The 12,908-nt window shown below is 58.7% G+C and carries 11 protein-coding genes; all 11 read right to left on the bottom strand.

Going from position 1 to position 12,908, the window contains the following annotated elements:
• Positions 1-3: 3 nt before the first annotated feature.
• Genes K3169_RS05695 through rsmH form a run of 11 tightly spaced genes read right to left on the bottom strand, consistent with a single transcriptional unit; the run spans position 4 to position 12,908 of the window.
• A complete protein-coding gene (locus tag K3169_RS05695; RefSeq protein ID WP_263270546.1) occupies positions 4-963 on the bottom strand; it encodes a D-alanine--D-alanine ligase in 960 nt (319 codons plus the stop codon).
• Positions 960-2,420: a UDP-N-acetylmuramate--L-alanine ligase gene (murC, locus tag K3169_RS05690; protein ID WP_231675203.1), complete on the bottom strand. Its 1,461-nt coding sequence runs from the start codon at positions 2,418-2,420 to the stop codon at positions 960-962. The genes K3169_RS05695 and murC overlap by 4 nt, the downstream gene beginning before the upstream one ends.
• The gene (gene murG, locus K3169_RS05685; protein ID WP_231675202.1) at positions 2,413-3,483 is read right to left on the bottom strand and encodes an undecaprenyldiphospho-muramoylpentapeptide beta-N-acetylglucosaminyltransferase; all 1,071 of its coding nucleotides are present in this window, start codon (positions 3,481-3,483) and stop codon (positions 2,413-2,415) included. The genes murC and murG overlap by 8 nt, the downstream gene beginning before the upstream one ends.
• Positions 3,473-4,687 (bottom strand): putative lipid II flippase FtsW, encoded by a 1,215-nt coding sequence (ftsW, locus tag K3169_RS05680; RefSeq protein ID WP_027900242.1) that lies wholly within the window; start codon positions 4,685-4,687, stop codon positions 3,473-3,475. The genes murG and ftsW overlap by 11 nt, the downstream gene beginning before the upstream one ends.
• Positions 4,684-6,030 (bottom strand): UDP-N-acetylmuramoyl-L-alanine--D-glutamate ligase, encoded by a 1,347-nt coding sequence (gene murD, locus K3169_RS05675; protein WP_263270544.1) that lies wholly within the window; start codon positions 6,028-6,030, stop codon positions 4,684-4,686. Before murD ends, ftsW begins: the two co-directional genes overlap by 4 nt.
• A 5-nt stretch (positions 6,031-6,035) precedes the next feature.
• On the bottom strand, positions 6,036-7,118 hold the full coding sequence (gene mraY, locus K3169_RS05670) for a phospho-N-acetylmuramoyl-pentapeptide-transferase (protein ID WP_027900240.1): 1,083 nt from the start codon (positions 7,116-7,118) through the stop codon (positions 6,036-6,038).
• Positions 7,118-8,488 carry a UDP-N-acetylmuramoyl-tripeptide--D-alanyl-D-alanine ligase gene (locus K3169_RS05665; protein WP_231671662.1) on the bottom strand — a complete coding sequence of 457 codons (1,371 nt, stop codon included), beginning with the start codon at positions 8,486-8,488 and terminating at the stop codon, positions 7,118-7,120. The genes mraY and K3169_RS05665 overlap by 1 nt, the downstream gene beginning before the upstream one ends.
• A complete protein-coding gene (locus K3169_RS05660; RefSeq protein ID WP_263270542.1) occupies positions 8,481-9,944 on the bottom strand; it encodes a UDP-N-acetylmuramoyl-L-alanyl-D-glutamate--2,6-diaminopimelate ligase in 1,464 nt (487 codons plus the stop codon). The genes K3169_RS05665 and K3169_RS05660 overlap by 8 nt, the downstream gene beginning before the upstream one ends.
• Positions 9,944-11,680, bottom strand: coding sequence for a peptidoglycan D,D-transpeptidase FtsI family protein (locus K3169_RS05655; RefSeq protein ID WP_027900237.1), 1,737 nt, complete (start codon positions 11,678-11,680; stop codon positions 9,944-9,946). The genes K3169_RS05660 and K3169_RS05655 overlap by 1 nt, the downstream gene beginning before the upstream one ends.
• On the bottom strand, positions 11,677-11,970 hold the full coding sequence (gene ftsL / locus K3169_RS05650) for a cell division protein FtsL (RefSeq protein ID WP_027900236.1): 294 nt from the start codon (positions 11,968-11,970) through the stop codon (positions 11,677-11,679). Before ftsL ends, K3169_RS05655 begins: the two co-directional genes overlap by 4 nt.
• On the bottom strand, positions 11,967-12,908 hold the full coding sequence (gene rsmH, locus K3169_RS05645; protein WP_080238117.1) for a 16S rRNA (cytosine(1402)-N(4))-methyltransferase RsmH: 942 nt from the start codon (positions 12,906-12,908) through the stop codon (positions 11,967-11,969). Before rsmH ends, ftsL begins: the two co-directional genes overlap by 4 nt.

Raw genomic sequence — 12,908 nt, 5'->3', positions numbered from 1 at the left:
GACTTAACCTCGCGCCTGGACGCTGTCGGCCAGAATCGCCAACACCAGTTGTTGAAAATCCAGACCTGCAGCACGGGCCGCCATCGGCACCAGACTGTGGTCGGTCATTCCCGGTACGGTGTTCACTTCCAGCAGCCAGAACTTGCCGTTTGCGTCCTGCATGACATCAGTACGCGCCCAGCCGGTAACGCCAACGGCTTCGCACGCGCGAGCGGTCAGTTGTTTGAGTTCCTGTTCCTTGGTGTCATCGAGCCCGCACGGAATCCGATACTGGGTATCGTCAGCCAGGTACTTGGCGTCGTAGTCGTAAAAGCTGTGAGGAGTGCCCAGGCCGATGGGAGGCAATACCTGGCCACGCAGGGATGCGATGGTGAACTCCGGACCTTGAATCCATTGCTCAACCAAAACTTGCGAATCGTAGGTACTGGCGGCTTTCCACGCGACGATCAATTCCTCGACGCTGGTCACCTTCGCCATACCGATACTGGAACCTTCATGAGCCGGTTTGACGATCAAAGGCAGGCCCAGTTCCGCGGCTGCTGAAATACAATCCGATTCACTGCCAAGCACTGCGTGCAAAGGCGTTGGCAGGCTAAGACTCTGCCAGACCTGCTTGGTCCGCAGCTTGTCCATAGCCAGCGCAGAAGCCAGCACGCCGCTGCCGGTGTAAGGAATATCCAGACACTCCAACAGGCCTTGCATGGTGCCGTCTTCGCCACCGCGTCCGTGCAGGACAATGAACGCACGATCAATCTTTTCACTGACCAGACGCTGCAGGAAATCGTCGCCGACATCGATGCCGAATGCATCGACACCGGCACTCTGCAACGCTTGCAACACCGCTTGCCCGGACTTCAGGGAAACCGGGCGCTCAGCACTCTTGCCACCGAACAGCACGGCAACGCGGCCGAACGATTTCGGCTCCAGCGTCGAGAGCAGGGACGATTGCAGTGGCGCAGTCATTTCAGCTTCCCTTCAGTAGGCGCAATGACGGCTCCCACGAACAACGGGCTTCTCAACAATTGCGGAGCCAGCCCGCCGATATCACCAGCGCCCTGGCACAGCAGGATGTCGCCCGCACGCAGCAGAGGCTTGACCAACGGCGCCAGCTCGACGCCGCGATCAATGTAGATAGGGTCCAGTTGACCACGCTGACGGATGCTGTGGCACAGGTTGCGGCTGTCCGCCCCCGGAATTGGCTCTTCGCCTGCCGGATAGACTTCCATCAGCAACAGCACGTTGGCCTCGGCCAGTACTTGCACGAAATCGTCGTACAGATCACGAGTCCGGCTAAAGCGGTGAGGCTGATAAACCATGACCAGACGACGGTCCGGCCAGCCGCCACGAACAGCGTTGATCACTGCAGCAACTTCGCGAGGGTGGTGACCGTAGTCATCAACCAGCATGACGTTGCCACCTTCGACCGGCAACTCGCCATAAACCTGGAAACGTCGACCAACACCCTGGAAGCCCGACAGGCCCTGGACAATGGCTTCGTCACTGACGCCTTCATCCGTAGCAATAGCGATGGTTGCCAGCGAATTAAGTACGTTGTGGTTGCCCGGCATGTTCACCGACACGTCCAGCGGCTCACGGTCGCGACGTAATACGGTGAAGAACGTCAGCATGCCTTCCTGGCGCACGTTGATAGCGCGCACGTCGGCCGTTTCGCTGAAGCCGTAGGTCACGGTTGGACGCTTGACCTGTGGCAGGATTTCACGCACGACCGGATCATCGATACACACCACCGCCAGACCATAGAAAGGCAGGTTGTGGAGAAACTCGACGAAGGTTTTCTTCAACTTGTTGAAGTCGCCTTCATAGGTCGCCATGTGATCGGCGTCGATGTTGGTGACCACTGCAACCAATGGCTGCAGATGCAGGAAGCTGGCATCGCTTTCATCGGCTTCGGCAATCAGGTAGCGACTGGTGCCCAGCTGCGCATTGGTACCGGCAGCGTTCAGACGACCACCGATCACGAATGTCGGGTCCAGACCACCGGCCGCGAACACCGAAGCGATGAGGCTGGTAGTGGTAGTTTTGCCATGCGTACCGGCAACGGCGATACCGTGGCGATAACGCATCAGCTCAGCCAGCATCTCGGCACGCGGCACCACCGGGATACGACGTTCAAGAGCAGTCGCCACTTCCGGGTTCGAAGTGTTCACGGCACTGGAAACAACCAGCACGTCAGCGCCGACGGTGTTTTCTGCGCGATGGCCGATGAAGATGTGCGCACCAAAGGACTCCAGGCGCTCGGTCACCGGGGAGGCCTTCAGGTCGGAACCGGAGACTTCATAACCCAGGTTCAACAAGACTTCGGCAATCCCGCACATACCCACGCCGCCGATACCGACGAAGTGGATGCGACGGATACGGCGCATTTCCGGCTGTGGCATGGCGCGTTGATTCTCAACCATTAGCCACCTCCAGGCAGATATCTACAACGGTATTGGTTGCATCAGGCTTGGCCAGCCGGCGGGCGGTGCGCGCCATTGTGTTGAGTTGTTCGGGTTGCATCAAAACCTCTTTCAGACGCGCCGCCATATCGGCTGCGTCAGTTGTCGCTTGTGGCATGACGAAGGCTGCGCCCTCGTGAGCCAGATAGTCGGCGTTACGGGACTGGTGATCGTCGATCGCATGGGGCAATGGCACCAACAGCGAGGGCAGTCCGGCCGCCGCCAATTCACTGATGGTCAGCGCGCCTGCGCGACAGACCACCAGGTCGGCCCAGCCATAGGCTTGGGCCATGTCTTTGATGAACGGGGCGACCTGCGCCTCGACACCGGCAGCGCGATAACGCTCTGAGGTGATTTCGTCGTGATTCTTGCCAGCCTGATGAAACACTTCAGGCCGAAACTCCGCAGGCACCTGCGAAAGGGCCTCGGGTAATAATTTGTTCAGTGGCTCGGCACCGAGGCTGCCACCCAATACCAGCAAGCGCGCCTTGCGCCCGGCCAGCGCCTGACGCGGTGTTTCCAGAAACAGCTCGGCACGTACCGGGTTACCCGTAGTGCGGCGTTTTTCGGAAGCTGCGAAGGTGTTCGGGAACGCCTCACATACACGGCTGGCGAACGAGGCCAGACTGCGATTGGCAGTACCCGCAACCGCGTTCTGCTCATGAATGATCAAAGGTACTTTGCCCAGCTTCGCGGCAAGGCCGCCTGGACCGGTGACATAACCACCGAAGCCCACTACGCAAACCGGCTTGAGCTCACGCACGACTTTACGAGCCTGCATCAACGCTTTGAGCAACATCAGAGGTGCCTTGAGCAAGGAAAGTCGACCCTTGCCGCGCAAACCGGTGACGTTGATCAGGTGCAGAGCAAACCCGGCCTGTGGCACCAGTTCGTTCTCGATGCCCCGAGGCGTACCGAGCCAATGCACCTTGTAACCACGGGCCTGAAACTCGCGCGCGCAGGCCAGCGCCGGGAATACATGTCCGCCGGTGCCGCCAGCCATGATCAGCACGTTAGCGTCCATGATTAGGCTCCTCGGCGAAGTCACTTTCATTGAATTCCGCTTCTTCGCTGCCCATGTTGTTGCGCGATTCCCACTCGATCCGCAACAGCAGACCCAGGCTTGCGCAGCAGATCACCAACGAGCTGCCGCCGTAGCTGAGAAACGGCAGGGTCAGACCCTTGGTTGGCAACAGGCCGACGTTCACACCGATATTGATCAGGAACTGGCCGATCCACAGGAAGGCCAGGCCGTAAGCCACGTAAGCGCCGAAGAACTGCTTGGCGCGCTCGGCCCACATGCCGATGTACATGGCGCGGATACTGACGAACACGAATAGCGCGACGGTCAACAACGAACCCACTACGCCCAGTTCTTCAGCGAGTACCGAGAACACGAAGTCAGTGTGGGCTTCAGGCAGATAGAACTGCTTCTGCACGCTGTTGCCCAGACCAACGCCCAGCCACTCTCCACGTCCAAACGCGATCAGAGCTTGAGTCAACTGGTAGCCGGAACCAAACTGGTCGGACCATGGATCGGTGAAGGTAATCAGACGCGCCATCCGATACGGTTGAGCCTGAACCAGCACGAACACCGCGCCAACCGCGAGGGCAACCATCAGACTGAAACGGAATAGCCCTACGCCACCGAGGAAGAGCATCGCAGCCGCTGCGCCCATCATCACGACGGTGGCACCGAAGTCCGGCTCCATGAGCAACAGACCGGCCATTGGCAGCAGGACGATGAATGGCTTGAAGAAGCCCATCCAGCTTTCGCGAACTTCCTGCTGGCGACGAATCAGGTAACCGGCGAGGAAAATCACCACGAAGACCTTGGCGATCTCCGAAGGCTGAACGTTGAACATGCCAAAGCCGATCCAGCGCATCGACCCGTTTACCTCACGGCCAACACCCGGTATCAGCACCATGACAAGCAGACCAAATGCGCCCAACAGCATCATCCAGCCCAAACGCTGCCAGGTGGCGACCGGAATCATCATGGTCAAGCCACAGGCGAAGATGCCGATGATCATGTAGATCAAATGGCGAGTCATCATGTAGAGGGTGTTGCCGGAATTCACCGCCGCCACTTCCGAGGAAGCAGAGGTGATCATCACCAGACCCAGGCCCAGCAACGCCAGGCAGCCCGCCAGCATCGGGAAGTCGACATCAATGCCACGGCCGCTGATGATCGGGGACGGGAAAGGCTTGATTACACCGAAGATCATGACAAGTCCCCCACGGCTTGCGCGAACAGACGACCGCGCTCTTCGTAGTTCTTGAACATGTCGAAACTGGCGCACGCCGGAGACAGCAGAACGGCGTCGCCCGCCTGCGCAATATCGCCGCAGCGCAAAACAGCGTCTTCAAGCGTTGCAACCCGGATCAGTTCTACGCCATCGCCCAACGCCTGCGCGATCAGCTCGGCGTCGCGGCCGATGAGCACCACAGCGCGGCAGTTGGCAGCAACAGGCGCACGCAGACCACTGAAATCTGCACCCTTGCCATCACCGCCGGCAATCAGCACCAGTTTGCCGTCGATGTCTGCACCGAGGCCTTCAATGGCAGCCAGTGCGGCACCCACGTTGGTGGCTTTGGAGTCATCGTAATAGCTCACGCCATTGCGCTCACGCAGCCATTGGCAACGATGCTCCAGGCCGCCAAAAGTGCGCAGGCTGGACAGCATGGCGTCCATCGGCAAACCTACAGCGTGGCCAAGCGCAAGCGCAGCCAGAGCATTGGACTGATTATGAGCGCCACGGATTTTCAATTCGCGTACAGGCATCAGGTTGTCGAACTGGAAGGCGAGATATTTTTCGCCGTCTTCTTCGCGCAAACCAAAGCCATGGAAGTCGGGTTTGTTCAGGCCAAAAGTCCAGCACGGCATACCTTCACCAATCAACGGCCGGGTCAGGACGTCCTGACGGTTGACCACCACCTGACGAGCGCCACGAAATACACGGTGCTTCGCCAGATGGTAAGCAGGCAAACCGCTGTAACGGTCCATGTGGTCTTCACTGATGTTCAGCACGGTCGCCACTTCTGCGCCGAGCTGATCAGTGGTTTCCAGTTGGAAGCTGGAGAGCTCCATCACGTAGAGTTCGACATCGTCGCTGAGCAGATCCAGCGCGGGCGTACCCAGATTACCGCCGACCGCAACGCGCTTGCCCGCCGCCGCAGCCATCTCGCCGACCAGCGTGGTCACGGTGCTTTTCGCGTTGGAGCCAGTGATCGCAATGATCGGGGCCTTGGCGTAACGGGCAAACAACTCGATATCGCCGGACAGCTTCACACCACGTGCAGCGGCTTGCTGCAACGCCGGGGTCGCCAGTGCGAGACCCGGGCTCACGTAAAGCTCGTTGGCACGGCACAGGAATTCAACGTCCAGTTCGCCACAACGCACATCCACCTGCGGATAGTCACGACGCAAAGTCGCCAGCTCCGGTGGATTTTCCCGCGTATCGGCCACGGCGAAGGACACGCCCCGGCTCGCCAGAAAGCGAACCAGGGACATGCCGCTCTTGCCGAGGCCGACAATGATGCGGAAATGGTCTGAAGCGATAAGAGACACTCGTTCTACCTCAGTTTCAGCGTGGCAAGGCCGATCAACACGAGAATCACGGTAATGATCCAGAAGCGGACGATCACACGCGGCTCGGGCCAGCCTTTGAGTTCAAAGTGGTGGTGGATCGGAGCCATGCGGAAAACGCGGCGGCCGGTCAATTTAAAGGATGCAACCTGAATGACGACTGACAGGGTTTCCATCACGAACACGCCGCCCATGATGAACAGGACGATTTCCTGACGAACGATGACGGCAATGGTGCCCAGCGCTGCACCGAGTGCCAGCGCGCCCACATCGCCCATGAAGACCTGAGCCGGGTAGGTGTTGAACCACAGGAAGCCAAGCCCGGCACCGATCAATGCCCCACAGAACACAATCAGTTCACCCGCGCCCGGTACATAGGGGATCAGCAGGTATTCAGCGAATTTCACGTTACCTGACAGGTAGCAGAAGATGCCCAGCGCGCCACCCACCAGAACCGTTGGCAGAATCGCCAGACCGTCCAGGCCGTCGGTCAGGTTGACCGCGTTACTGGAGCCCACGATCACGAAGTAGGTCAGCACGATAAAGCCGATGCCCAACGCAATACTGGCGTCTTTGAACATCGGAATAATCAGCGTGGTTTCCACAGCGGAAGGCGCGGTTACGTACAGGAAGATCGCCGCGCACAAGCCAAATACCGACTGCCAGAAATACTTCCAGCGGCTCGGCAGGCCTTTAGAGTTCTTTTCAATGACCTTGCGGTAATCGTCCACCCAGCCAATGCCGCCGAATAGCAATGTCACCAGCAGCACCACCCAGACATAGCGGTTGCTCAGGTCAGCCCAGAGCAAGGTGCTGATACCGATGGAAGACAGAATCAACGCCCCGCCCATGGTCGGCGTACCGGATTTGGACAGGTGAGACTGTGGCCCGTCATTACGAACGGACTGGCCAATCTGGCGCATCTGCAATGCACGGATCATCCAGGGACCCAGGCACAGCGAGAGCGACAATGCAGTGAGCACGCCGAGAATCCCGCGCAGGGTCAGGTATTGGAAGACCGCGAAGCCTTTGTGGAACTGTTGCAGAAACTCGGCCAGCAGCAGCAGCATTAATGTGTCTCCAGGCTAGAACCGCAGAGGGCGGCAACGACGTTTTCCATCGCAGCGCTCCGCGAGCCCTTGATCAAAATAGTGGTTTGAGGATCCTGTTCGGCGCCCAGCGCAGCGATCAGGTCAGTCTGATTGGCAAAATGGCGCGCATGCTCACCGAAGGCACTGACCGCGTGGGCCATCAACGGACCAACGGCATACAGCGCGGAGACCTTGCCAGAGGCATAGGCACCGACGTCGCGATGACCTTGTTCGGCCCAGTCGCCCAGCTCGCCGATATCACCGAGGACCAACACGGTACGGCCGGAAAAACCGGTGAGAATATCTACGGCAGCATTGATGGAGCTCGGATTCGCGTTGTAGGTGTCATCGATAACGCGCACGCCATTAAGACCGAGCTGCGCAACAGTGCGACCTTTGACTGGCTGCACAGCATTGAGCCCGGCGACGATGCCGTTCAGATCGACGCCCATGGCGTGACCTGCAGCCGCCGCGGCCAACGCATTGGCCACATTGTGCGTACCCAGCAGATTGAGCTGCACCGCTGCCGAGCCCAGTGGGCTATTCAGCATGAAGCCAGGGCAACCCCGAGCATCAAGGCTCAGTTCCTGAGCATGGAAATCGGCGCTTTGATCAGCGATCGCGAAGCTCACGATGCGGCGATCACCTGCGCGGGCTGCCCAGATCGGGAAAGCCTTGTCTTCTTTATTAAGAACAGCGACGCCAAAGCTATCGAGTCCTTCGAGAATTTCGCCTTTGGCTTCGACAATTTTGTCTGGCCCGCCAAACTCGCCAACGTGAGCCGTGCCCGCATTAGTAATCAGCGCGACGTGAGGCTTGGTCAGACTGACAGTGAACGCGATTTCGCCCACACGAGAGGCGCCCATTTCGATGACGGCAGCCGAGTACTCAGGCGCCAGTTCAAGGAGGGTCAACGGAACGCCAAGCTCGTTGTTCAGGTTGCCACGGGTAGCCAGAACCGGCCCGCGAGTGCGCATCACGCTGGCGAGCATTTCTTTAACCGTGGTTTTGCCGCTGGAGCCTGTAATCGCTGCAACGGGTCTGTCGACAAACGCATTGCGATTGAGCGCACCCAGTTGGGCGAGCGCCTTGCGGGTATCGAGCACCACCAGTTGCGGCAATGCGGCATCCGGGATTTCACGCTCGACCAATGCACCTACCGCGCCTTTGGCGGCGACTTGTTCCAGGTAATCATGACCGTCAAAACGCGGCCCCGTCAGTGCCACGAACAGTTGACCCGGCTTGATAGCGCGGCTGTCGATGCTCACGCCATCAAAAGTACGATCATCGCCCACGAGACGCGCATCGAGCACTGTGGTCAATTCACTGAGAGATAACGGCCTAAGCATTCGTCACCCCCCATACGGCCAACGCCTTGGCAGCCTCTTCCAGATCGGAGAATGGCTGGCGCTGATCGTTGATTTCCTGATAGTCCTCGTGACCTTTGCCTGCGAGCACAATCACGTCGCTGGCTTCAGCGCTGGCGATGATTTCGGCAATTGCCTGACCACGGCCTTCGACGAAACGAACGTTGTGCGCAGCGCTGAAACCTTGACGAATGTCATCGAATATCTGCGCTGACGCTTCTGTACGAGGATTGTCATCAGTGACAAGGACGCCATCAGCCAGACGCTCAACGACTTCCGCCATCAGCGGACGCTTGCCGCGGTCACGATCACCGCCGCAGCCGAACAGGCACAGCAAGCGGCCCTTGGCGTGCGGGCGCAAAGCGGTCAGTACTTTTTCCAGAGCATCAGGGGTGTGGGCATAGTCGACCACCACCAGCGGCTTTTCACCGCCACCCAAACGCTGCATGCGCCCTACCGGACCTTCCAGCTTCGGCAGGACTTTAAGAATTTCGTCCAGGGCATAATCCAGGCCGAGCAAGGCGCCTACTGCGCCGAGTACGTTGCTCAGGTTGAACCGGCCCAGCAGACTGCTGCGCAACAGGTGTTGACCTTGCAGCGTGACCAGTGTGGCGCGAACACCTTCGTCATCGAATTTCGCATCACGGCAATACAGATGAGCGCTGGAATCTTCCAGGCTATAAGTAATGAGCCGGGACTCGCGCTTTTCAGCCGCCAGCGTACGACCGAACTCATCGTCGATATTGATCACGCGGCAACGCAGATCAGACCAGGCGAACAGCTTGGCCTTGGCCGCGCCGTAGGCTTCCATCGTGCCGTGGTAGTCAAGATGGTCACGGGACAGGTTGGTCAACACGGCGACATCAAAAGCCAGAGCGGTTGCACGCCCCTGGTCAAGACCATGAGACGAAACTTCGATTGCGATTGCGCGTGCACCGGCCTTCTTCAGGTCAGACAACGTCGCCTGCACAGCGATAGGGTCAGGGGTGGTGTGTCGACCGCTTTGCAGTGAACCGTAAAATCCAGTACCCAACGTGCCGACGATGCCGCAATGCTGACCCAGAAGATCCAGTGCCTGCGCGACCAGTTGGGTGACACTGGTTTTACCATTGGTGCCCGTCACGCCAACCATGTTGAGGCTGCGGCTCGGATCACCATAAAAACGCCCGGCAATATCTGACAACTGGGCAGCAAGACCTCTGACCGGAATCATTGGCACGTCGGTGATCGGCAGTACTTTCGCACCTTCGACTTCATAGGCCACTGCTGCGGCCCCATGCGCCAGAGCGTCGACGATATGATCGCGGCCGTCAGAGCGGCCACCGGGGACGGCGAGAAACAAATCGCCGCCGCGCACTTTACGGCTGTCCAGCGTCAGCTCGCGAATCATCAGATCGCTGGAAGCGTGGGCGAAAATCTTGTTCAGGCTGGACGACATCAACCACGCCCTCCTTTAACGACTGGAGCTGCATTGACCTGCTCTACGGGAATCGGAGCGAGGTTGTCAGGTGTCACGTTCATCAGACGCAAGGTGCCGGACATGACCTTGCTGAACACAGGCGCCGATACCAGACCGCCGTAGTAGCCGCCCTTGCTTGGTTCATCAATGACGACAACCACGGCGTAGCGCGGATTGCTCATCGGACCGAACCCCGCGAACAGCGAGCGATAGGAGTTTTCTGCGTAGCCCTTGGTACCGACCGACGTTTTACGTGCCGTACCACTCTTGCCTGCTACGTGATACGAAGGGACACGTGCGCGATAAACACCACGAGAATCTTCAATCACTGCCTGCAGCATGGTTTGCAGGGTCTTGGCGGTCGGCTCCGGAATAGCCTGGGTTGCTACCGGCGGCTTGTCGCTTTTCAAAATGGTCAGCGGCACGATGCGGCCGTTGTTGGCGATGGCCGCATAGGCGTGCACCAGTTGCAGCGCCGTGACGGACAAACCGTAGCCGTAAGATAGCGTTGCAGTTTCAGCCTTGCGCCACTCACGATAATTCGGCAAGTTACCGACACGCTCACCCGGGAAGCCCAGGCCGGTGTACTGCCCCAGGCCCACGCGCTGCATGGCCTGGAAGATCGCTTCGCCACCGACGTCAAACGCGACCTTACTCATGCCGACGTTACTGGAGTTGATCAGGATGCCGGTCAGGTCGAGAACCGGACCTTCAGTCTTGGTGACGTCGCGGATCGTGTATTTACCAATCTGCAAGGTGCCGGGATAAACCTCAACCTTGTCAGTCGGTTTCCAGCGACCACTGTCGAGCGCGGCGGTCATGGAGATCGGCTTCATGGTCGAACCAGGTTCGAACACGTCAATGATCGCCCGGTTACGCATGGCTGCCGGAACCATGGTGCGACGGTTGTTCGGGTTGTAAGTCGGGAAGTTGACCATGGCCAAAACTTCGCCGGTCTTGACGTCCATGATGACCATGCTGCCGGCCTTGGCTTCGTTCTCGACGATTGCATTACGCAGTTCGCGAGTGGCCAGATATTGCAGGCGTAGATCAATGGACAACGCCACGGTCTTTCCAGCCTTGGCGTTTTTGGTGACCTGAACGTCTTTAATCAGTCGTCCTCGCCGATCCTTGATGACCTGTCTTTTCCCGGGAACACCCGCGAGCCAGTCGTCATAGGCCAGCTCGACACCTTCGCGACCGTGGTCGTCGAGGTCAGTGAAGCCAACCATGTGGGCGGTCACGTCACCAGCAGGATAAAAGCGGCGGAACTCTTCAATGCCGTAAACGCCTGGCACTTTCAGATCAAGCACAGCCTGACCATGCTCAGGCGTCAGGCCGCGGACCAGATAGATGAATTCCTTACCGGCCTGCGAGTCCAGGCGCTCAGCCAGGGCCTTGGGATCCTGCCCCAACGCGGTAGCCAGAACAGCCCACTTGCTTTTATCCAGCTGCATTTCTTTCGGGTTGGCCCACAAGGTCGTCACCGGCGTACTGACAGCCAAAGGCTCGCCATTACGATCAGTAATCAGACCACGGTGTGCCGGAATGGGAATATGCCGAAGACTGCGCGCATCACCCTGCTCCTTGAGGAACGTGTGATCGACCACTTGCAGGTCGATGATCCGCCAGCAAATAGCTGCGACCAATGCCAGCAACAAGCCGACAACGACGCGAAAACGCCATGGGTAAAGTGCGCCGTCTAGCTTCATCATGGCGCCACCATCCGCACTTCCGCTGCGCTAGGGATGCGCATCTTCAGTTGTTCAGTGGCGAGGGTTTCGATACGGCTGTGGGCGGTCCAGGTGCTCTGTTCGAGAATCAGACGGCCCCATTCAGCCTGCGCCTTGTCACGAATGCTCAGCTCTGAGTACAGCGAATTGAGCAACTGACGATTCCAGTGGGCACTGTAGGAAACACCAATCGCCGAAACGAGGACGGCGAGAAACAGCAGCAGCATGAAGAAGCTGCCGCCTGGTAAAGGCTTGAGGAACTGACGGCTCACCTGAGCTTCTCCGCGACACGCATGACAGCGCTGCGCGAGCGTGGATTGGCTTTGGTTTCTTCGTCCGAGGCGAATTGTGCTTTGCCGATGAGTTTGATCTTCGGCTCAAAGGCCTTGTACTGGATCGGCAAGTTGCGCGGCATATTGTCCGCTTCACCCTTGACGAGTTTGCGCATGAACAGTTTTACGATGCGGTCTTCAAGGGAGTGGAAGCTGATGACAACCAGGCGCCCGCCCACTTCCAGCGCTTCAAGCGCAGCTTCAAGACCCGCTTCAAGGTCGCCCAGCTCGTTATTGACATGAATGCGCAGGCCCTGAAAAGCACGTGTCGCCGGATTCTTGCCTTTTTCCCAGGCCGGGTTGGCGACCTTGAGTACTTCAGCCAGATCAGCCGTGCGCTCGAAAGGCTGCACTTCACGGCGTGCAACGACAGCACCAGCCATACGCTTGGCGAAACGCTCTTCGCCATATTCCTTGAATACACGGGCAATTTCTTCGACGGGTGCAGTGGCGATGAACTCGGCAGCGCTGACGCCACGGGTCGGGTCCATGCGCATATCCAGCGGGCCGTCGTTCATGAAGCTGAAGCCGCGCTCAGGATCATCAAGCTGTGGCGAGGAAACACCGAGATCCAGAAGAATCCCACTGACCTTGCCCGCAATGCCGCGTGCTTGAGCCTCCGAGCCCAGTTCAGCGAAGCTGCGCTGCACAATGACAAAGCGGCCGTCTTCGGCCGCTAGCGCTTGCCCGGTGGCAATTGCTTGAGGATCTTTGTCGAATCCTAGCAATCGGCCATCAGGGCCAAGCTTCTCCAATACGAGTCGGCTATGTCCGCCGCGCCCGAAAGTGCCGTCCATATAGCAGCCATCAGCACGCACCGCGAGAGCCTCTACGGCTTCGTCGAGCAGTACGGTGATGTGGGTAAAGCCGCTATTCAT

This window comes from Pseudomonas phytophila, assembly GCF_025643095.1.
Taxonomy (GTDB): domain Bacteria; phylum Pseudomonadota; class Gammaproteobacteria; order Pseudomonadales; family Pseudomonadaceae; genus Aquipseudomonas; species Aquipseudomonas quasicaspiana.
Note: the sequence above shows the minus strand (reverse complement) of the source record. Positions and strands in the feature narration are given on the sequence as shown.